Origin of the sequence: Flaviflexus sp. (assembly GCF_041440645.1) — a bacterium.
Lineage (GTDB): Bacteria > Actinomycetota > Actinomycetes > Actinomycetales > Actinomycetaceae > Flaviflexus.
In genome coordinates this window covers 1-19,789 of record NZ_JASDVN010000021.1, presented here as the reverse complement: position 1 = coordinate 19,789, position 19,789 = coordinate 1, and the positions used below count along the sequence as shown (strand labels likewise).

Below are 19,789 nucleotides of genomic sequence, written 5' to 3'. Positions count from 1 at the left end.
GATGAAGATCGGGGCGAGGACGCCGCCCTGGGAGATGGACCATGCGGCTCCGGCGATGCCGGAGGTGACGGCAATGGCGCAGTCGAGGTAGAAGGACGTTGCTGGGCGAGTAGTTTCAGTGTTCATGCTTCGAGGCTAATGCGACCAAGACAGTGCCATCAGAATGAGAACTCCCCACGACCGCCCAAAGTCGCTCGATTCTGCCTTGACGCCCAAGGGTCAACTTCCACTATTCCTTGCTACATCAACGTTTTAGCCCACACTTTCCCGTCCGGGGAGCTCGCCCCGGGGAGCGGTCACCGAGACTCATGGGTGTGGCCACGCTTCTGCGTGGCCACACCCATGAGTCTCGGATCTCCCATTCAGATCCCGCTAGATCCGGTCCGTTCGGGCAGGAGTTTCGACAGGTGTGTTACTTGTCGAGACCGAAATCTGCGCGACGATCCTCGGGAACAAGCTCGAGATACTCGGGGTTCTTTCCAATGAATCCAGCAACGTACGGGCACTCCGGGATAACCGACTGACCGGCGTCCCTCGCATCGTCAAGAAGCTGGGTCACCATCTTGCCAGCAAGTCCTTTGCCACCCTGGTCCTTGTCGACCACGGTGTGGGGTGCGGTGAGGACATCGCCCTCAACCTTGTAATCGGCGTAGCCGACCACTCCGCTGTCGACGAGAACCTCGTAGCGGGACTTCTCTACGTTGTTGCGTACTTCAATCATTAGTCGTCAATCTCAACAATCTCGCCACTGATGGCGTCAATTTCCACATCGGTATCGTCTCCACCGGTGCTGATTTCGATGGTGTAAATTTCTCGATCATCATCCCAGTCGAGGGACCATCCTGTCACCGTCCCGGCAACTTCTCCGGTCGCAGTCTGCATGGCAGACAGGTAGTCAACATCCCCGTAGGGGTCAACTGCCTGCTCATTATCATCCTCATCATCCTGGTCACGGACGAGGATCTCCCCCGTGGTCGCATCGATTTCGAGCTCCCACTCGCGACCGTCACCGATCGTGTCGATCTCCCAGACCCAGGCTCCACTGTCGTCACTCCAGTCCATACCGGCCTGGTGGATCGTGCCACCGCCGGTGTGAGAGTTGCTCAGCTCGATTGCCTCGCGGAGCGAGATCTCGAACTCGTAGTCTCGCAGGTCGGTGGTGCGGTCGGGTGTGGTGCCCGAGGCGTTGTCCTCGCTCGGCGTGGTGGCATCGCCCGAATCGTCAGTGGCATCGCCACCCTCTTCGTTCCGGTCGTCCACACCATCCTCTCCGCTACCGGAGTCCTGAGGTTCAATGGACTGCGCAGCGGTATCGACCGGCGTCTCGTCAGCTTCCGTGTCGTTCGAGTCAGAGCACGCCGCCAGAGTCAGGGCAAGAGCGGCTGCGGCACCGAGAGTTGTCATCCTGTTCATGAGTTTCCTCCAATGAGCGCGAGATGGTGGACATCTCACTCGTCGTTTCAACCTAACCCTTTCAGGTCAAGATGAAAGTCAGATTAGAGAGCCCTGGACAGCATCTCTCGCACGCGGGGCAGCACCTTGGTGCCGTAGAGCTCGATCGAGTTCATCATCTGCTCGTGCGGCATCATGCCATTCGCGTACTTGAGGTCGAAGCGATCCACGTCGAGCACGCGGACGTTCTCGTAAATCTTCTGGGCTACGGTCTCGGGAGAACCAGCAAAGAGAGCTCCGTGCTCGATCTCGGACACGAAGTCCTCGTACGTCGGGTCCGGCCATCCCCGCTCGCGACCGATGCGGATTCGGTTGAGACGGAACGGCTCCCAGAGCTCCTCGCGGGCCTTCTCGTCAGTCTCGGCGATGTGGCCGGGAGAGTGCATGCCAAGCGGCATGGGATCCACGCCCTGTTCCTTCTGTGCCTGCTGGTAGAGGTCAACATAGGGGCGGAACCTCGCGGGAGCGCCACCGATGATGGCGAGCATCATCGGAACTCCCCTGCGCACGGAACGCAGCACGGACTCGGGCGAGCCACCAACACCCACCCATGCGGACAGACCATTCTCGGTTGCCGGGGTGAGGATTGCGCCTTCGATGGGAGCGCGGTGCGTTCCCCGCCACCGGATCGGGCGTTCCTTGAGGGTTTCGGCGAAGATCTCAAACTTCTCTTCGAACAGCACGTTGTAGTCGTCAAGCTTGTAGCCAAAGAGCGGGAACGACTCGGTAAAGGATCCGCGACCAACAATGACCTCGGCCCGACCGTTGCCCACCGCGTCGAGGGTGGCAAAGCGTTCGTATACACGGAGCGGATCATCCGAGGATAGAACTGTGACAGCGGTACCCAGCTTGATGTTGTCCGTGCGGGAGGCAATTGCTCCAAGGACCATGTCCGGGGCTGAGACAGCGAAGTCGTCGCGGTGATGCTCACCGATGCCGAAGGCCTGAATGCCTATCGAGTCGGCAAGGACCGCCTCCTCGACGACGTCGCGAATAACCTGGGCCGCATGCTTGGGTTGACCGTCGGGGCCGGGGGTGATGTCACCGAACGTGTTCAAACCAAACTCGACGGACGTCGGACCGGATGTGTTTTCCATTCTTCCTACCATTCTTTGAAACTCACCCACGTAAACAATTGAAAGCTCAACTATATTCCCACGAGAAACGTCGAGACGCTTTTGCGTTCACCCCTCAAAATTTGGTAAGTTTCCTCACAGGAATCCTTGTTACCAGCCGGGGAAACGCGACCGAGAGGAGCGCAATTCGACATCGAGGATCTCTTGAAATATTGAAAATAAGCCATTTAACAGCGGTCCGGGCGCCGCTACGAGGGTGGAAAAAATGGATGCGATCACATCTTGGGACAGATTTTCTGATTCGCAATTGTGAATGATTCTCATTTATTCTGAACTCACAAACAAAGCTCGAGAGAAGGACTCCACAATGTCAATTAGAGCCGCAATCGTAGGTTACGGAAATCTCGGACGGAGCGTCGAAGAAAACATCAAGCGTCAGAGCGACTTCGAGCTTGTCGGCATTTTCTCCCGCCGTGCAGAGCTAGACACTGACACCCCGGTATTCCCCGTCGCCGACATCGACTCGTACGCCGACCAGGTCGACGTGCTGTTCCTCTGCGTTGGTTCCGCAACCGACATCCCGGAGCAGGCAACGGCTTTCGCCGCCAACTTCACGACCGTTGACACGTACGACAACCACAAGCACATTCCCGCCCACTACGCGGCCATGGAAGAAGCATCGTTCGCAGCCGGGAACGTCGCCATCGTGTCGACCGGCTGGGACCCGGGCCTCTTCTCCCTCAACCGCACCATCGCGTCCTCCCTCTTCCCCGAGGGTCAGCAGAACACCTTCTGGGGCAAGGGCGTGTCGCAGGGCCACTCCGATGCTCTGCGTCGCATTGAGGGCGTGACTCGCGCAGTCCAGTACACGATCCCCCGCGACGAGGCTATTGAGTCCGCTCGCTCCGGCAACGGTCAGGACATCACCGGTCACAACGCTCACCTGCGTCAGTGTTGGATCGTTGCCGACCCGGCCGATCACGACCGCATCGAGAACGAGATCCGCACCATGCCGGACTACTTCGTGGGCTACGAGGTCGAGGTTCACTTCATCTCCGAGGAGGAGTTCGAGGCTAACCACCAGGGTCTCCCCCACGGTGGCCACGTCATCACCTCGGGCGATCTTGGCGGCACCCACAATGCCGTAGAGTTCACCCTCAACCTTGAGTCGAACCCCGCCTTCACGGCAGCCGTTCAGGTTGCTTACGGTCGTGCAGCATACCGTCTGCACGAGGCCGGTCAGGCTGGCGCCTTCACCGTTCTCGAGGTTCCGCCGTACCTGCTCGCACCCGAGTCGCTCGAAGAGCTGCTTGCTCGCGATGTCTAAATACCTCAGTATCAACTGACCCAGGCACGTCCTCCGCCGCAGCCAGTTGATGTTGCAGTGACGCCTACCCCGCTACGCCGATAGCGGGGTAGGCTTTTCTTTGAACAAAGGAGAGGAATGGCTTACCACGCTGACTCATCGGATCTGACCGAGAAGGAAGTTTTGACCTGGGAGGGATTCGGGACAGCATCCCGTGAACTCGCCCAAATCATTGCGGACTCAGGATTCTCTCCCGACATCATCATCGCGGTCGCTCGCGGCGGCCTCCTCCCGGCCGGGGCACTCTCCTACTCCCTCGGCGTCAAGCTCTCGGACGCCATGAACGTCGAGTTCTACACCGACGTCAACGAAACCCTCCCCGACCCGGTTCTGTTGGCTCCACTACTGGACACGGAGAACATCTCCGGTCAGAAGCTTCTCGTCGTTGACGACGTCGCCGACTCCGGTCGCACCCTTGCCCTCGTTGTCGACATTTTGAATGAACATAATGCCGACGTTCGTTCCGCCGTGATCTACGCAAAGCCCCGCTCGGTCGTGAGCCCGGACTACGTGTGGCGGAACACTGACCAGTGGATCGTGTTCCCCTGGTCGGACAAGCCACCAGTTACTCCTCAACCCTGAGAGGGGGCTCACCATGCCGAGCACAATCCCATGCCTCTGGTTCGATAAGGACGCCGAAGAGGCGGCCGAGTTCTACTGCAGCACATTCCCCAATTCAAAGATCTTGCGAGTCGATCGCTCCCCGATAGACAATCCCAGCGTGGGCGAAGGAGCGGTCCTCACCGTCGAATTCGAACTTGACGGCACTCGCTATACCGCACTCAACGGCGGACCGTACTTCCAATTCAGCGAAGCCATCTCCTTCCAGATCGATTGCGCCGACCAGAAGGAAGTTGACTACTACTGGAACGCCCTGACCGCGGGCGGTGAGGAATCCCAGTGCGGCTGGCTCAAGGACAGGTACGGGCTCTCGTGGCAGGTTGTGCCGCGCCGTCTCGTCGAGCTCATCAACCACTCCGATCCCGAGGTTGCCAGGCGCGTTGGCGAGGTCATGCTCACCATGAGGAAAATCGACGTCGACGAGCTCCAGAAAGCCGCCGCCATCTCCTAAGAAAGCCCACAACTCCCGTAGGAAACTCGATCATCCTCCGAGAAACCCTACGCAATTCAAGGAAAGAACCACTTTTCCGTAAATTGACGGGGGTCATGGTTGCTCACGCTGTTCCGAAATATCTTCTAACTGTTAGCCCACGCGGGCAATAGAAGATTGGAAGGAACAATGAAAGCACTCTCCTGGTTACGCGGCCCCTGGGGTATCCCCACGGTTGCTGGCGGACTCATCATCTCGTCGTGGATTGCATCCGGAGTGGTCGGCTCGTCTCTCTGGGGTGACATCTTCATGATGATGGCGGCAGTGGTTGCCGGTACACCCATCGTTCGCAAGGCGGTCAGGGCGCTACGGGTGGGAAGCATCGCGATCGACCTGCTCGTTTCGGTTGCCGCAATCGGCGCCATCATCATCGCGAACTACTGGGAGGCCGCGGCCGTCACCTTACTGTTCTCCTTCGGTCACGCCCTCGAGGCCCGCACGATGAACAAGACTCGCTCAGCGCTCTCGGATCTCATCGAGGTCGCACCCGATGTTGCGATAGTCCTGAGGGACGACCAACAGGTCGAGGTCCCCGCCGGATCAGTCAAGATCGGCGAAACCATCGTCATCAAGAACGGATCGAAGGTGCCGGTCGACGGCATCGTCATCTCCGGGTCCGGAGCGCTCGACGAAGCCTCAATCACGGGCGAGTCCATCCCCGCCTCCAAGGGCGAAGGCGACCAGGTGTTCGCTGGAACCATCTCGACGGGCGGCCTGCTTCAAGTTGAGGCCACCGGCATCGGAGCTGACACAACTCTCGCCCGCATCATCACCCGCGTGGAAGAGGCGGCCGAGGCCAAGGCCAAGACCCAGGCATTCATCGACCGCTTCTCCCAGTGGTACACCCCCGCCATCATCGTCCTCGCCATTGTGTTTGGCCTCGTCACTCGCGACCTCACCCTGGCGCTGACACTGCTGGTCATTGGTTGCCCGGGAGCGCTCGTCATCTCCATCCCCGTCGCCATCGTGGCCGGTATCGGCAGGGCCGCAAAGGACGGCATCCTCATCAAGGGCGGCGAGTTCCTCGAGAACTCCGCGAAGATCAACGCCGTTGCTCTCGATAAGACCGGTACCCTCACCGAAGGACGTCCCGTCCTCACAAACATCGTGGTCCTGGATAAATTCACGACCCCTGACGCGGTCCTCGAGATCGCTGCCCGCGCTGAAGCAGGATCCGAACACCCGCTTGCTCGTCCGATTCTTCAGGCAGCAACGGAGCACGGCATTGCCACCCCCGGATTCCCCGAGGTCACCGAACCCGTAGCCGGCAAGGGCATCATCGCTACCTCCCAGGGACAGCGCATCCTCGTCGGCAACGCAGCACTGCTGGACCAGGAAGGAGTCCTGACACCAGAGGTAGCCGAGACAACGGCCAACGATCTCGCTAGCCGCGGCCAAACTCCCATGATCGTCGCAGTCGACGGAACAATCCTTGGCGTCATCGCCGTTGCCGACAGGGTGCGTGATGACGCGAAGGCCATGGTCGAAGACCTCCACAGGGCAGGAGTCAAGAAGGTCGTCATGCTGACCGGCGACTCTCCCCTCGTCGCGAACGCAATCGCAAAGCAGGTTGGTATCGATGAGGTGCGCGCCGGTCTCCTGCCCGAGGACAAGCTCACCGCAATCGAGGAGATGATGTCCCAGGGATACCGTGTCGCCATGGTTGGGGATGGCGTCAACGACGCACCCGCACTCGCCACCGCAGACATTGGTATCGCCATGGGTGCCGCTGGCACCGATGTTGCGGTCGAGACCGCCGACATCGCCCTCATGTCCGACCGCCTCACGAAGATCCCGGAGTCCATCCACCTCGCCAAGCGCACGGTGAGCGTCATGAAGCAGAACATCTCGATCGCTCTCATCACCGTCGCGGCACTGCTCGCGGGAGTGTTTGCCGGTGGTGTCACCATGGCAATCGGCATGCTCGTCCACGAAGCATCCGTCCTCATCGTCATCGTCAACGCGATGCGGCTCCTGCGTGGCAGAAAGCAGAACGATCAAGCACCAGTCGCTCCACAGAGTGAACGTGAGACCCTCGTAGCCTAGCAAGTGCAGGTCATTCCGAGCGAACCAAGGATGCCGAGGAAGCAAGCCAAGTACTGCTATCAAACCTAAGGTAAGGGTGGGTGGGCCGATTGAGATCGGCCCACCCACCCTCCCGTTAGTTCAGCGTTTGGTACTGCGGGCCATTCCCAGCCGATTACCGGGACCCTTCGAGCCCGCGACAGAGACGTGCCGGTGGCACGGCCCCTACCGGAGTGTCGATGCTGGCTGGTGGCGAGGAGCCTGTTGACCGTTAGAGATGTTCTGGATCGCGTACACGAGGAGTCCCTGACCAACGATGTACGTGAGCATGACGAAGAAGCCGTGGGCGGGTAGCGTGAAGTCGGCAAAGGCGCGGAGCGCGATGAGGGCATCGGAAACAAGGAAGATGATGCCACCTGCGGTGGCGTAGGGGCCGAGGCCCGTCGCCAATACTGCCATGGCCAAGATGACAATGGCGTAGACGATGACAGGAACGAGGAGGCTACCCGCTCCTTCGCCGCACAGTGCGACGAGGGCGATCGCGGCGAGCGCGTACGGGATGATGAGAAGAGGCTTCGTGAGAATCGAGTTCTTCCGGTACGGCCAGAATGCCACCACGTAGCAGGCCTGGGCGATCAGGAAGCCTCCGATCATTGCCAAGAACCCGCCGTCCCCATCGAGGAAACGCGGGAGTGTATCCCCGACCCAGGAGAAGAACAGCGCCGCCAGTCCGAGCTGGACGAGCCATCCGCGCGGGCTGTGGGTATTCACCCAGAGCTTCACCCCCAGGGTCGCCATGAGCAACACCTGACTCACCTCGGTGATCGCCGAGGCGGGAGAAAAGAGCTGTCCGATGAGGTGGATGAGGACGACGACATAGAAGGCTGCCGTGGCGGCGATGATAGCCGGGACGCTAGCTTCAGCAGGCTTACTCATGTCGACTCCTTCGCGGGGCATTTGCGCCTGAGAAAGAGCATACGTTGGAATCCCAGGACTTTCCCAGAATCGGCGCAAACGACCACGATGTGCCATGAAGCGGCCGAGTTGAAACGAGGCGCGCGCCCCGCTAGTTCTTGGGCCGGTTGATGGCGAGTGGGATGGTCAGTGCGGACAATCCTGCGCTGACCATGACTGCTGCGCTGAATGAGGAACCGGTGGCAATCCAACCGATCAGCAGTGAGCCAAGGCCCGTGCCGGTATCGAAACCAACGTTCCAGGTCGTGCTCGCGGCCCCGTAGTGCTCACGCTCCACGGCCTGGAAAGACAGCACCAAGGTGAGGTTCTGGAGCCCGCCATAGGCCGCACCAACGCACACGCACCCTGCAATGAGCGCGGGGATTGATGTGTTCGAGTAGTCCCTGACCGCGAGCGCAATGAGCGACATTCCAATCACGGTCATGAGGACCAGTGGCAGGACGAAGACTCCCGCACCAAACTTGTCGGCTAGGAATCCGATTCGCCATCGTACGAGGGCGGTTGTCACCATCATGACGAGCAATGCCACCATGACGATGGTGGCGCTCTCGATCATCTGAGCCATGAAGGTGATGAGCACTCCACCCGCCAGCGTTGCCGCCAAGAGCAGGACCATGGGTCGAACGAGTTTCCGGTAGGGCGGGGGCTCGAGCGGTTTTGGAAGATTCTCGATTCTTCGTCCCAGCTTGATGGCCGGGACTGCTCCCAGGATTGGGAGGAGGCCGATAGCAAAGATGACGGTGAAGCCGATCTTCTCGACAATCCAAGGGCTCGCAAGAATGAGGAGCACCTGGGGTATTGCGATCGCAAGTCCGTAGATGCCGATGGCCTCGCCCTGCGGAAGGGACTGACTAGTTCCGCAGTGAGGGCACTTCCGGTCACGGTAATGACGCCGAAACCGAGCCCGCGCAGCCCCGAGCAGACGAGAACCCACGTGAGGTCAGAGCTGAAGAAGAACCCGGCCGTGGGGAGTCCGAGCATGATCATGCCGAATGCCAGCACGAGCACCCAACCGAATCGGCGAAGCGCGCTGGGTACGGTCAGCTGGGTCAGGACAGTGACCGCCATGAGCACGGCATTGACGAGTCCGGCCCCTCCCGAGTCCGCTCCACCGTGGGTTGCCCACAGGGGTGCGACAGGCATGAGTGCTGCATACCCGGAAAAGCCTAGCGCGGTCATCGTCACCAGCAGCGGCATGCCGGGCTCGCGCAACACAGAATCCTTCACCGCAGGCCAGCATATCCCGAGGCGGGATCAACGAGTACGAGAGCAGAGGTTGGCTCCCCCGATGAGAGAGGCCTTTCCCGGTCAGGAACGGGGCGGGGCAGGGTTGAGGAACGGGACGCGGTCCTCGGTGTCGCGCCGTTCACTCTCCCACAGCACCACCTCTCCCTGTGCCCGACTCAAGGCAAGGTCGATGATGCGCTGGTTGGAGGAGCCACGGAACGCGAGATCGTGGTGGTAGAGCTGTTTGATAAACGGGCCATCAACAAGGACGTCACTAAGCGATAGGAGCTCCTGCTTGTCCTCGGTGTCGTGGGTCAGCTGCTCGTAGGTAAAACCGGACCAGATCCAGACACTCTTGTCGCCCCCAAAGCTTTCCTTCACGCGACGCACGAGAGGAATGAGTGTGGGGGTGGCAAGGAACGGCTCGCCACCGACGAGCGAGAGTCCCGCTACGTACGGCTGGGCCAGATCAGCAAGGATCCTCTCTTCAAGCTCCTGCGTGTAAGGGGCGCCGTACCTGAAGGACTGCGCGGCCTCGTTGTAGCAGCCTGGACACTTGAATGGACATCCCGAAACGTACAGTGAGCACCGCACTCCCTCACCGTCAACGAAGTTGAACGGCTTGTAGTCGGCCACGTAGCCGGCGGAAAGGGTTCGTCCGTCCCACTCCCCTGTCGCCGGCTGCGTGATGCCATCAATGTCGAGGTGAGGCACTTACCTCTCGACCTCATCCATGTGCTTGACGCGGCTTGCGATCTCCGTGTGTCTACCGTGCACCATGGGGCGGCGCTGTGGGTTACCAAGGTAGCCACAGGTGCGCTTCACGACGTCACAGGTCTTCGGATCCTCGTTCCCGCAGTCGGGGCACGCAAAGCCGGCTGCGGTTGCCTTGAACTCGCCTTCGAACCCGCATTCGTAGCACTTGTCGATCGGAGTGTTGGTGCCGAGGTAGGCAACCCGGTCGTACGCAAAATCCCACACCGCTTCCAGTGCGCGAGTGTTGTGGGTGAGCTTCGGGTACTCGCAGTAGTGGATGAAGCCGCCCTTGGAGTATTGGGGGTACTCGGATTCAAACTCGATCTTCTCGAACGGAGTGATCTTCTTGCGAACGTCGTAGTGGTACGAGTTCGTGTAGTAGTCCTTGTCCGTCACATCGGCGATGTCACCAAACTTTTCGCGATCGAGCCGGCAGAACCGGTCCGTGAGCGACTCGGAGGGAGTTGCGTACACGGAGAACCAGTACGGGCTTTCTGCTCGCCACTCCTCAGCATGCTGGTTCATGGTCTTGACGATATCGAGAGTGAAGTCCTTGGCCTCACGGTTGGTCTCCCACTCCGGCCCAAAGAAGCAGGTTGCTGCTTCGTAGAGGCCGATGTATCCGATCGAGGCGGTGGCGCGGTAGTTCTGGAAGAACTCAGAAACAGACTCGCTCTCCGGCTCAGCTCGCTTCCCGAGGGCGCCATGCTGGTAGAGGATGGGCGCATTGGCCGGGGTGGCTTCCTCGCACCTGGCGATGCGGTAGAGCAGGGCTTCCTTGACGATCTCCATGCGCTCGTTCAGGAGCTCCCAGAACCTATCCATGTCGCCACGTGCCTCGATGGCGATGCGGGGGATGTTGAGCGTGACCACGCCGAGGTTGTTGCGGCCAGCATTGACGGGCTCACCGGTCTGCGGATCGATCCACTTGGGAAGGAAGGAACGGCATCCCATCGGGACCTTGTAGTCACCCTCAATCTCCGTGAGCTTGTCGTAGGAGAGAACGTCCGGGTACATGCGCTTCGTGGAGCACTCAAGTGCGAGCTGCTTGATGTCGTAATTCGGATCGGCGGGCTCCAGGTTGACGCCTCGACGCAGGCCGAACACGAGCTTCGGGAAGATCGCGGTGTGCTTGTCACGGCCAATGCCGCCGATGCGGACCTGAAGGATCGCCTTCTGAATCTCGCGTTCGAAAACATCGGTACCAAGACCGAAGCCAAGGGTGACGAATGGGGTCTGACCGTTGGAGGAATAGAGGGTGTTGATCTCGTACTCGAGGGACTGCATGGCATCGTAGATGTCTTTGCGAGTCTTCTCCATCGCGTATTCCTCGCGCAGTTCCTCAGCGACCCACTTCTCTGCGGTGGCGACGTGCTTCGCGTAGTTCAGGCGAGCATAGGGTGCCAGCACCTCATCCGTACGGTCCACGGAACAGCCGCCGTACTGCGACGAAGCAACGTTAGCGATGATCTGAGCAATCTGAGCGGTCGCGGTGTTGATCGAGCGCGGGGACTCCACCCGAGCGTTGCCGATCTGGAATCCGTCTCGAAGCATGGAGGGGATGTCGATGAGGCAGCAGTTGGTCATGGGCTGGAAAGGGTTGTAATCCAGGTCGTGGAAGTGGATGTCTCCCTTGATGTGAGCGTTCGCCACAGGCCTGGGCAGCATCTCCTTGAGAGCGAAAGCCTTAGCAACAGAACCCGCCGTCAGGTCGCGCTGAGTATTGAAAACGGTCGCATCCTTGTTCGCGTTCTCGTTGACGACCGACTTCTCGCGGCGCAGAAGGCGACCCACGGAATACTGCAGGTCCATGGCCTGCTCGCGGTCCTTGTCGCGGTCGTGGCGGTACTCAATGTACGCGCGTGCGACCTCGGGGTACTCCGACTTCATGAGGCGGTTCTCGACTGCGTTCTGAATTGTCGGAATATCCAATATTCCGTCCCCGAGCTCAGCCACGACATCAGCCGTTACCGAGCTCGCAAACTCGTGATTCTCCATTCCACGATCGAGAAGAGCCGCTTCGACAGCGCGATAGATCTTGCTTGCGTCGAAGCGAACGGTACGACCATCACGCTTCACGACAACATTGTCGGTTGTGACCCGATTCTCCGATAACAACGACATCTTGTGCCTCTTTCTTCTCTGAATACTACATCTTGTGTCTCGCCTTCCAAATTACACCTATGTAAGTACCAAACCAAGTGCGATTCCGCGCGTCGTCAGCAACTCGTCGCACCGGTCAAATATGCAGAGGGAGCTTTCCACGCGACTCCGCAGATGGTGGCGGGAACACGATCCGCGACACTCAAAAAGTCGTCACAAATGTCCAAAATGCCCGTGTCTTACCGTCCACAGTATTCGCATAATAAACTTGCATTTGCAGACTTATGCGACCGCTATGCGTAATCTCGGCCACTGATTTGGGCCGGCCAGCCATCCGGGCGGTCAGGGTTGATCAAACGCTCACCCACACAGACCAGCCATGCACGATTCGTGGCGCACAACGAGTCCTCACCGAGTCTTAGCCGTCGACGTCGACGAGGTGGTGTTCGAGATCGTGGAGGAGGTATCGACTGAGTCCAGCGACGGTCATCTCCACTCCGTCCCCGCGCAGGCCCACCCTCTCCCAGTCGGCTTCACCAACCCGGCCGTATATGAAAAGAGTCCGATCCATTGAGTCCCCAATCTGCTCGCTCACGAGTGCAGGATCCGCGGCCCAGAACTTACCAGCTACTGCTTCCGCCTCGCCGTCGTAATTGGCGAACGTGGGGCGATCGGAGTCGAGCATTGCGCCGACTCGATCACCGAGAACAGTGATGAGGTCCCGGCTGTGGCAGGCGTACTCGACGGGCGACCACACGCCTTCTGAGGGGCGCATTGTTGCCCCGTCTCGCTGGAGCACCTCGACCCATCGGCCCGGCACCTGGGCGAGACGCCGGGCAGTTGTCACGACATCATGGGGAACGTAGCCGCACTGCTGGCACCTCTGGTCGATCACAAAGGTCCAGTCGGTTGAATCCGAGTCTGCGGGACGTGGTTCGGCTGCCATGATTCCTCCGTGAAGCCTACTGTTCAGATGCGCTTGTACAGAACAACGGAGTCCTCAAGCTCGAGTTCGTTGCCGTCCCGGTCGGTGTGGGTGCGGGGCCGTAGTTCCGAGATCACCAGCTCCCAGCTGTCCGGGGACAGCGCCAGCCCAGCTACCTCGTCCTGAGGCTTCACGAGCGAGTCCTGGTTCGGGTGGTGGGGCATGACAGCATGGGAGGTAATGAGGAAGTGCCCACCATGACCTACCAGCTGAGATGCCTTACGGAGGATGTGGCGGCGGTCGAGTGCGACCGGGGACTGGAAGAAGCTTGCGGTCACGAGATCGAACTCGCCCCGAACATCCAGATCGGTCAGGTCACCTGCAACGAATCGTGCCTGCTTCTCAGACAACCCTTCCGCCTGCGCAGTGCCTTGGGCTCGCCTCACCGCATTCTGTGAAATGTCGATGCCGGTCGCGGACCAGCCTTGCTTTGCAAGCCAAATAACATCGCCGCCTTCGCCGCAACCAAGATCGAGGGCTCGTCCGACCGGGAGCCTTCCCCCAACCTCAGCAAGGACACTGTTGACCTTCCCGGTCCACACAGCACCCTTACCCCCATACCTGTTCTCCCAGAACTGGTGGGGGTCGGTTACGTTCGGCTGGTTCTCGCGGTGCGACATAGTGTCAAGTGTCGCCAACTCGGCAGGGCGGGGCAAGCAGTTCCGTCAAGGGCGTGATGTCTCGACTCTTTCTCAACCCCACAGTCAGAGAAGACAGTCCGATCCACTAATCAGGTCAATTCAATAGCACTCAAAACACGTGCTCAGGCAAGTTCCGCTTTTCTTTGCAACGCTTCAGCATGCGTGATGGAATGGGCAAATGCAGGTTTCAATGTCGATCCCGGATGTCACCGACCTCCCCACCGTGATCGAAACGCTCAGTTCATGGCAGGAAGACAACTTGCCGGTTCAACTTCATCCCGGCGACATTGGCTGGCACAGCCTGAGGGGCCCCGAGGCCACGGCTGCGGACCTGAGGGTCTGGAGCCTTGACGAAACCATTCTCGCCATCGGCATGTTCGACGGTCCCCACCTTCTTCGGCTTGCGCTGTCTTCCACTGTCACTGGCGACAAGGAGTTCGCTCACGCCCTCGGCAACGACCTCATCCCCTCACCCCATCCCGGCGCCGTGTTCAGCGTGGGTGAACGATTCATCGAAGCCCGTGGCGCACGCGCCCTTAACGACTATCTTGCAACTCTTGGTTGGTCTCCCGGTGAGCTGTGGACCCCGCTCCGCTTCGACTTCAACAACCTGAGCACCGACCTCGACGCTCTTCTCGACGAACTGGATCTGCACGTTGAAGAGGTTCTCAGTGATGCGGTCAGAGACTGGTTGGTGGTCCATCGCTCTGGCTTCCACAAGACCCCGTACAAGGGTGGTGAACTCAAGGAGGCCATCAGGACATTCAAGGCAATGGTTTCAGCGAACCTGGTCGAGAGTCGACACTCGTTGCTTACGACTCCGAGACCATCATCGGTGTCGTGTCCGTATGGTCTGCCGGCAGGGGACGCCCCGGCCTTCTCGAGCCCCTCGCCATTCACCCGGAGCACAGGGGCCAGGGTTACGGCAAGCAGCTCGTCACCGCCGCCATGAAGCACCTAGAGCAGATGGGTGCATCGAGCGGTCTCGTGTGCACAAACACCTCAAACTGTAATTCGATCCACGCCTATGTCTCGGCCGGATTCACCGCAGACAGGCCCGTCCCGGACCTGGTGTACAGCGTCGCGGCCTAGTCCCGAGCATCTTTCGTAACGACACGACCCTTCGTTACGACACGAGGGTGGCGACCACGTTGAAGGTCACGAAACCAATCGTCGAGGTTGTTAGCAAGGCGGTGGCAACGAGGCCGCTGTCGGCCCCGAACTTCTCGGCCAGCAGTGTCGTGTTTGCGGCGCTGGGCAGTGCGGCCACGAGAACAAGGACGGCAAGTTCACCACTGGTGAGCGGCAGGCCCATCCTCATGGCGAGCACACCGAGACCCCACATGATGAGCGGGAGTACTAGGAGCTTAAGGAAGGCAATCCACGCAACGAAGTCCTTGGAGGAGGGTCGTTCCGATACCCGTCTTTGTTCACGGAACAGCACCGCTCCGACCGTGAACAGAGCGACCGGTGTCGCCGAGTCGGCAAGGATGTCGACCAGGTTGGCAAGGATGCTAGGTAACGCCCACCCTGTAGCGCCCCAGAAGACACCGGTCACCGTTCCCCAGACCATGGGGTTCTTGAGGACTCCCGAGAAGGAGACTTTGAGCTTCGCCAGGATCCCCTGATTGCTCGCAGCATCGAGCTGGGAGAAGGCGATCGCCGTTCCCTGAAGAACAACCGTGTCAGCCAAGATGATGGGAACCATGATGTGGAGGTTCTCGGTTCCGAGCACGGCGGTGACGAGCGCGATTCCCATGAAGCCAGCATTCGGTAGCGCCGCCGCGAGCGCACCGAACGATGTGGCGAGCCAGGTTCTCCCCTGGGTCCGACCGTAGGCCATCGCCAGGCCGAGGACGCTCCAGCAGGCCAGCAGCCACACCGTGAGCACTGTCGGGTTGATTGCCTGCTCGAGGGACGCGGAGGATCCCATGCGGAACAGCATGGAGGTGATGGCGAAGTAGAGAACGTAGTTGTTGAGACCCTTGATTGCCTCGATGGGGATGAGCCCGAACCGGGCGGCGAGGTAGCCGATGAGGATGAGCGTAAAGAGTGGTGCGCTGACAACAACCACATCCACCGGCACTGCCTCCCACTCTGAGCAAGGATGGCGCAATGCCTGCAGCATTCTTCGCAACTGTAACGAACAAACCCTATGTCGGCACCCGCGGGTGCAAGCTCCCCCACTCACTTCGTGAGAAGCCCGCAACTTCTCTTGCCGAGTAAGTTGCGCATGGTGGACATGAACAAGGGCGTGGCGGGGGCCCGCATTGGCGCCCGCCCCACCCATCACGATTTGTTGTTCATGACGTCTTCATCCATGTCGATGTTCTTGACGAGACCACTGTCGAGCGCCGCCTGCTTCACGGCCTCCGACACTGCCGGTAGCACGCGCGGATCGAACACGGAAGGGATGAGGAATCCGGGGTTCAGTTCCTCATCGGTGATGGTTCCGGCGATGGCGTCAGCTGCGGCAACCATCATGTCGTCCGTAACGTCCGTGGCCTGAGCATCGAGCAGGCCGCGGAAGAACCCGGGGAAAACGAGGACGTTGTTGATCTGGTTTGGGAAGTCCGAGCGTCCCGTTGCCACGATTGCGGCATGTTCGGAGGCGACCTCGGGGTCGACTTCCGGATCCGGGTTCGCCATAGCAAACACGATGGCATCCTCGTTCATGGCGGCAATGTCGTCACCGTCAAGCAAGTTCGGTGCGGACACGCCAATGAAGACATCGGCGCCAACAACCGCTTCCTTCAGGGTTCCGGAGAAGCCCTCCTCGTTCGTGTTGTTTGCCAACCAGATCCTGTGCTCGTCCGTATACTCCTCGGTGCGAACAATGACGCCGTTTCGTCCCGTAGCGCGGATGTGGCGGACTCCGGACTTCATGAGGAGGCGGATGATGGCGTAGCCGGCGGCGCCGACACCGGACACAACAACGCGAATGTCCGCCATCGTCTTCCCCACGACCTTGAGCGCATTGACGAGGGCTGCGAGGGTCACGATTGCGGTGCCGTGCTGATCGTCGTGGAACACGGGAATGTCGAGCTCCTCGCGGAGCCTGCGTTCAATCTCGAAGCAGCGAGGTGCGGAGATGTCCTCAAGGTTAATGCCGCCGTAGGCGGGAGCAATCGCCTTGCAGATGCTGATGATCTCTTCCGTGTCCTTCGTATCGAGTGCGACGGGCCAGGCATCAACCTGGCCGAACTGCTTGAAGAGAATGGCCTTGCCCTCCATGACGGGCATGGCGGCCTCGGGTCCGATGTCGCCAAGACCGAGAACGGCGGTACCGTCGGTCACGATTGCCACCGTGTTGGCCTTCATCGTGAACCGCCACGCGTTGTCGTTGTTCTCGGCAATCGCGGTGCTGATGCGAGCAACACCGGGAGTGTATGCACGGGAAAGGTCCTCGCGGTTGCGGAGCTGAATCTTCGATGCAATCTCGAGCTTGCCCTTTGAGTGCATGACGAAGGTTTGATCCGATACGCGGAGCACGCTCGTACCTGGGAGGCTGTTGACCTTCGCCTTGATCTTCTCCACGTGCCGTAGCCCCCTGGCGTTCGCCGACACGTCAATAATCATGCTCTGCTGGTCAGATCCAACAACGTCGAGGCCCGTGATGGCGGCTCCGGTTTCTCCGATCGCGACCGTGACGTCGGAGCTTGCGGAGAACGATGCCGGGGTCTCCACCCGGAAAGTAATGGCATAGCCTGGACTGGGTGAAACCACGTGAAACTCCTCAACGAGCTGATTTGTGCGTACCCCATAATTCTAGGAGGATTCGCTACAAATCTCCCACTAAGAAATGCTGTAACACCTTGGGAAACTGCGCAAAACACCCTTTGGTTTTGATGGCTACACCAAGATCAAGTACCTAGTACTGGCCAATAGTCCCGCTCAGGCGCCCGCGGTCTCGATCGCATCGAGGTAGTACCAGGCACCATCCTCGCGAACGAAGCGCGACCTTTCGTGGAGCACACCAATGCCACCTTCGGGTTCGAGGTAGGTGGCTCGGAACTCGACGATGCCGGTGTCGTCCCCAGCCCCACCATCAACCGTCTCGATGATCTGCAGCCCCCGCCACGTCGGATTGTCCTCAAGGTCAACCAATTCCGGCCGAGTCGTGGGGTGCCAGGTGTTGTACAGCCACTGGGAGTCGCCACGCTTGAACGCGGCAAATCGTGAGCGCATGAGATCTTCGGCAGTCGTGATATCCACGGGCCCCACTCTAGTGGCAGGCGAACCCCGCGCCCCCAGTAAAAACCGCACTCGGCCGGAACCGCCCTCGTCAGAGAACCCGCCGGCCGATAAGGTGGAGGGGACGCGGAGTGCGGTCCGAGCACACACGGAAAGGATTGGCCATGGCAGTTTTCAACATTTACGGCGACACTGGATCAGCCACGTTCTCGCAACAGGTGGAGGCTCGCAATTACCGCCAGGAGGGCGAGCTCTTCGTCTTTTACGCCGTTGGTTCCTTCAAGAAGAAGGTGCTGACCGTGCGAGCATCCCTCGTCGACACAATCGAGACAGAGAAGGCCTAGGCCCCTCGCTCCGCATTCCCTGATCGACGTTCTCGTACGACGACGAAATGCATCCCAAAAGAACAAGGACCAGACGCGGTCTTACTCACAGTACAGAGGTCCGCAGCCCGGGATCTCTTCGAACATCTCGCTGTAGGTAGAGATGAGTTCCTGTCGTTGCTCGTCGTCAAGCGGAATGGTCGGGTCGGTCTGAGATTCGACAGTGCCGAGGTGGCTGGACACAACTTCGCCCTCGACAACCGTAACCACGAGGGGAACGAGGATCCTGCGTTCCCCTGATCCTTCAAGACCCGGGTACTCGGGAGCGAACTCACCAAGCTCCTCGAGAAGGTACTCGTAGAATTCTGTGGCCTCCTCATCGACCTCAACGTTGTTGCCCTGACCGCGAGACTTCTGCCCCCTCATGTCTGAGACGTTGACGTAGTGAATCTGCTCGAGGTTGACGGCAGCCGCTGCTTCATTGAGCGGCCCCACCGCGTTCCTGCACCACGGGCACTCCGGGAATCCAAAGTAGATCGCCCCATCCCCGTCCTCCAAGAGTTCCCGAATCTCCGCCTCTGACGAGGGCAGGAATCGGTGGTCTTCTGGGATGGTCACGTCCATGTACTCGGCGCCGCGGCTGTTTGTCCCGCCGTTGAGCCCCTCGTACTCCTCAATGAACTCGGCCGACAACGCAGCCACCTCTTCGTCCGGCACGTCATCTGTCGTTGTTGAGTCTCCGTTGACCGACTGGTTCTCGTCAGCGGAATCATCAGTATTGCCACATCCGGCAAGAACGAGCAGGGCTGACATGACGGTGGCGATGCGGATGGTGTGCTTCATGGGAGGATCACAATCTTTGGAGGGTCTTCTCCCTATCGATTCTTAACGAATTTGCCAGGCGTTTGGTGGGCCTATGTACCTAGCGATGGTGCGACCAACGTCCGAGCAAGCCATCCCAATCACCCATCGCTTCACAGTGATTTCATTCACAAAATGATCGCCGTTCACTAGGCGCTCGTCTCACGACGCCAGCTGACAAAGCACCACCCGATAAGAATCTTTTCGAAACCAATTCGCCCAGATCTCGTCAGTCTTGCCATGAGCGGATGAGGACATCCGAGGATCCGTGTGTCGCGACATATCAGCGATATGGGACCCAACCGGCACGCGGAAGTTGAGTCAAAATCCGGGGCCACAACCGTCAGCAAAGCGCGAGGGCGGGAGGTGACATAGCTTCAACCCTGATCGCTACTCGCGGGACACGTGACTTCTCAGTTCCTGAGATTTACCTGAGCGAAATGTGACAGACAGCCCGAACTGTTTTACTGTGCTTGCATGTTCAACAACATCGCTTTCGGTTCCTCTGACGCTGCTCGTAGCGCCAAGACCATGTGTATGCGCGCAATGATGTGCGCTTGTTGTTGTCGCTAAGCGGCTAGATGCCTCACAACCCCACCGCCGGTTTCAGGGCACACCTGTAAGCACTAAGCCCACGCCCGTGTCCCGCGTCAAGTAGTTGGCAGGTTTTCTTTGATTTCGAAGTTGGGGATGG

20 protein-coding genes are annotated in these 19,789 nt (G+C 59.6%); 7 read left to right on the top strand and 13 right to left on the bottom strand.

The annotated features are described in order from the left end of the window. Positions 1 to 412: 412 nt before the first annotated feature. The 3 genes from QMB98_RS03030 to QMB98_RS03020 form a co-directional block, all read right to left on the bottom strand. Positions 413 to 721, bottom strand: coding sequence for a GNAT family N-acetyltransferase (locus tag QMB98_RS03030; RefSeq protein ID WP_371684173.1), 309 nt, complete (start codon positions 719 to 721; stop codon positions 413 to 415). Continuing rightward, a complete protein-coding gene (locus QMB98_RS03025; RefSeq protein WP_371684172.1) occupies positions 721 to 1,413 on the bottom strand; it encodes a PepSY domain-containing protein in 693 nt (230 codons plus the stop codon). Before QMB98_RS03025 ends, QMB98_RS03030 begins: the two co-directional genes overlap by 1 nt. 83 nt (positions 1,414 to 1,496) lie before the next feature. Next, entirely contained in the window at positions 1,497 to 2,549 is a 1,053-nt protein-coding gene (locus tag QMB98_RS03020; RefSeq protein ID WP_371684171.1) for an Atu2307/SP_0267 family LLM class monooxygenase, read from the bottom strand. Between the two features lie 346 nt (positions 2,550 to 2,895). Between QMB98_RS03020 and QMB98_RS03015 the strand changes: the two genes are divergently transcribed. The 4 genes from QMB98_RS03015 (at position 2,896) to QMB98_RS03000 (ending at position 7,051) form a co-directional block, all read left to right on the top strand. Next, positions 2,896 to 3,855, top strand: a complete 960-nt coding sequence (locus QMB98_RS03015; RefSeq protein WP_371684170.1) for a diaminopimelate dehydrogenase — start codon at positions 2,896 to 2,898, stop codon at positions 3,853 to 3,855. A gap of 117 nt (positions 3,856 to 3,972) precedes the next feature. Next, positions 3,973 to 4,476: a phosphoribosyltransferase gene (locus QMB98_RS03010; protein WP_371684169.1), complete on the top strand. Its 504-nt coding sequence runs from the start codon at positions 3,973 to 3,975 to the stop codon at positions 4,474 to 4,476. Positions 4,477 to 4,489: 13 nt separating this feature from the next. After that, positions 4,490 to 4,966 (top strand): VOC family protein, encoded by a 477-nt coding sequence (locus tag QMB98_RS03005; RefSeq protein WP_371684168.1) that lies wholly within the window; start codon positions 4,490 to 4,492, stop codon positions 4,964 to 4,966. A 168-nt stretch (positions 4,967 to 5,134) separates the two neighbouring features. After that, on the top strand, positions 5,135 to 7,051 hold the full coding sequence (locus QMB98_RS03000; protein ID WP_371684167.1) for a heavy metal translocating P-type ATPase: 1,917 nt from the start codon (positions 5,135 to 5,137) through the stop codon (positions 7,049 to 7,051). Between the two features lie 204 nt (positions 7,052 to 7,255). On the opposite strand, the gene QMB98_RS02995 is transcribed toward QMB98_RS03000, so the two are convergent. From QMB98_RS02995 to QMB98_RS02970, 6 genes are all read right to left on the bottom strand, one after another. Then, the gene (locus tag QMB98_RS02995; protein ID WP_371684166.1) at positions 7,256 to 7,966 is read right to left on the bottom strand and encodes a lysoplasmalogenase; all 711 of its coding nucleotides are present in this window, start codon (positions 7,964 to 7,966) and stop codon (positions 7,256 to 7,258) included. Between the two features lie 130 nt (positions 7,967 to 8,096). Then, positions 8,097 to 8,795, bottom strand: a complete 699-nt coding sequence (locus tag QMB98_RS02990) for an MFS transporter (RefSeq protein WP_371684165.1) — start codon at positions 8,793 to 8,795, stop codon at positions 8,097 to 8,099. A 518-nt stretch (positions 8,796 to 9,313) separates the two neighbouring features. Beyond that, the gene (gene nrdG, locus QMB98_RS02985; protein ID WP_371684164.1) at positions 9,314 to 9,946 is read right to left on the bottom strand and encodes an anaerobic ribonucleoside-triphosphate reductase activating protein; all 633 of its coding nucleotides are present in this window, start codon (positions 9,944 to 9,946) and stop codon (positions 9,314 to 9,316) included. Then, complete coding sequence (gene nrdD / locus QMB98_RS02980) at positions 9,947 to 12,112, bottom strand: anaerobic ribonucleoside-triphosphate reductase (RefSeq protein ID WP_371684163.1); 2,166 nt, start codon at positions 12,110 to 12,112, stop codon at positions 9,947 to 9,949. It lies immediately after the preceding gene. Between the two features lie 397 nt (positions 12,113 to 12,509). Further along, complete coding sequence (locus QMB98_RS02975) at positions 12,510 to 13,037, bottom strand: hypothetical protein (protein WP_371684162.1); 528 nt, start codon at positions 13,035 to 13,037, stop codon at positions 12,510 to 12,512. 23 nt (positions 13,038 to 13,060) lie between these two features. After that, positions 13,061 to 13,696, bottom strand: coding sequence for a class I SAM-dependent methyltransferase (locus QMB98_RS02970; protein ID WP_371684161.1), 636 nt, complete (start codon positions 13,694 to 13,696; stop codon positions 13,061 to 13,063). Between the two features lie 199 nt (positions 13,697 to 13,895). Here QMB98_RS02970 and QMB98_RS02965 point away from each other — a divergent pair, with 199 nt between their 5' ends. Together QMB98_RS02965 and QMB98_RS02960 are read left to right on the top strand one after the other, a co-directional pair. Further along, the gene (locus QMB98_RS02965) at positions 13,896 to 14,669 is read left to right on the top strand and encodes a hypothetical protein (RefSeq protein WP_371684182.1); all 774 of its coding nucleotides are present in this window, start codon (positions 13,896 to 13,898) and stop codon (positions 14,667 to 14,669) included. Continuing rightward, positions 14,558 to 14,809, top strand: coding sequence for a GNAT family N-acetyltransferase (locus QMB98_RS02960; protein WP_371684160.1), 252 nt, complete (start codon positions 14,558 to 14,560; stop codon positions 14,807 to 14,809). Before QMB98_RS02965 ends, QMB98_RS02960 begins: the two co-directional genes overlap by 112 nt. Positions 14,810 to 14,843: 34 nt before the next feature. On the opposite strand, the gene QMB98_RS02955 is transcribed toward QMB98_RS02960, so the two are convergent. From QMB98_RS02955 to QMB98_RS02945, 3 genes are all read right to left on the bottom strand, one after another. Further along, positions 14,844 to 15,803, bottom strand: a complete 960-nt coding sequence (locus QMB98_RS02955; RefSeq protein ID WP_371684159.1) for an AEC family transporter — start codon at positions 15,801 to 15,803, stop codon at positions 14,844 to 14,846. A gap of 203 nt (positions 15,804 to 16,006) precedes the next feature. After that, positions 16,007 to 17,443 (bottom strand): NAD-dependent malic enzyme, encoded by a 1,437-nt coding sequence (locus QMB98_RS02950; RefSeq protein ID WP_371684158.1) that lies wholly within the window; start codon positions 17,441 to 17,443, stop codon positions 16,007 to 16,009. Positions 17,444 to 17,611: 168 nt separating this feature from the next. Beyond that, entirely contained in the window at positions 17,612 to 17,932 is a 321-nt protein-coding gene (locus QMB98_RS02945) for a YchJ family protein (protein ID WP_371684157.1), read from the bottom strand. Positions 17,933 to 18,075: 143 nt separating this feature from the next. On the opposite strand from QMB98_RS02945, the gene QMB98_RS02940 reads away from it, so the two are divergent. Next, positions 18,076 to 18,255 carry a hypothetical protein gene (locus QMB98_RS02940; protein ID WP_371684156.1) on the top strand — a complete coding sequence of 60 codons (180 nt, stop codon included), beginning with the start codon at positions 18,076 to 18,078 and terminating at the stop codon, positions 18,253 to 18,255. Between the two features lie 81 nt (positions 18,256 to 18,336). Here QMB98_RS02940 and QMB98_RS02935 read toward each other — a convergent pair whose 3' ends face one another. Then, positions 18,337 to 19,077, bottom strand: coding sequence for a hypothetical protein (locus QMB98_RS02935; protein ID WP_371684155.1), 741 nt, complete (start codon positions 19,075 to 19,077; stop codon positions 18,337 to 18,339). Positions 19,078 to 19,789: the final 712 nt, after the last annotated feature.

Excerpts from the sequence above, each read along its gene's own strand:
- QMB98_RS03030 (WP_371684173.1), bottom strand. The coding sequence starts at position 721 with ATGATTGAAGTACGCAACAACGTAGAGAAGTCCCGCTACGAGGTTCTC.
- QMB98_RS03025 (WP_371684172.1), bottom strand. The coding sequence starts at position 1,413 with ATGAACAGGATGACAACTCTCGGTGCCGCAGCCGCTCTTGCCCTGACT.
- QMB98_RS03020 (WP_371684171.1), bottom strand. The coding sequence starts at position 2,549 with ATGGAAAACACATCCGGTCCGACGTCCGTCGAGTTTGGTTTGAACACG.
- QMB98_RS03015 (WP_371684170.1), top strand. The coding sequence starts at position 2,896 with ATGTCAATTAGAGCCGCAATCGTAGGTTACGGAAATCTCGGACGGAGC.
- QMB98_RS03010 (WP_371684169.1), top strand. The coding sequence starts at position 3,973 with ATGGCTTACCACGCTGACTCATCGGATCTGACCGAGAAGGAAGTTTTG.
- QMB98_RS03005 (WP_371684168.1), top strand. The coding sequence starts at position 4,490 with ATGCCGAGCACAATCCCATGCCTCTGGTTCGATAAGGACGCCGAAGAG.
- QMB98_RS03000 (WP_371684167.1), top strand. The coding sequence starts at position 5,135 with ATGAAAGCACTCTCCTGGTTACGCGGCCCCTGGGGTATCCCCACGGTT.
- QMB98_RS02995 (WP_371684166.1), bottom strand. The coding sequence starts at position 7,966 with ATGAGTAAGCCTGCTGAAGCTAGCGTCCCGGCTATCATCGCCGCCACG.
- nrdD (WP_371684163.1), bottom strand. The coding sequence starts at position 12,112 with ATGTCGTTGTTATCGGAGAATCGGGTCACAACCGACAATGTTGTCGTG.
- QMB98_RS02975 (WP_371684162.1), bottom strand. The coding sequence starts at position 13,037 with ATGGCAGCCGAACCACGTCCCGCAGACTCGGATTCAACCGACTGGACC.
- QMB98_RS02970 (WP_371684161.1), bottom strand. The coding sequence starts at position 13,696 with ATGTCGCACCGCGAGAACCAGCCGAACGTAACCGACCCCCACCAGTTC.
- QMB98_RS02965 (WP_371684182.1), top strand. The coding sequence starts at position 13,896 with ATGCAGGTTTCAATGTCGATCCCGGATGTCACCGACCTCCCCACCGTG.
- QMB98_RS02940 (WP_371684156.1), top strand. The coding sequence starts at position 18,076 with ATGGCAGTTTTCAACATTTACGGCGACACTGGATCAGCCACGTTCTCG.
- QMB98_RS02935 (WP_371684155.1), bottom strand. The coding sequence starts at position 19,077 with ATGAAGCACACCATCCGCATCGCCACCGTCATGTCAGCCCTGCTCGTT.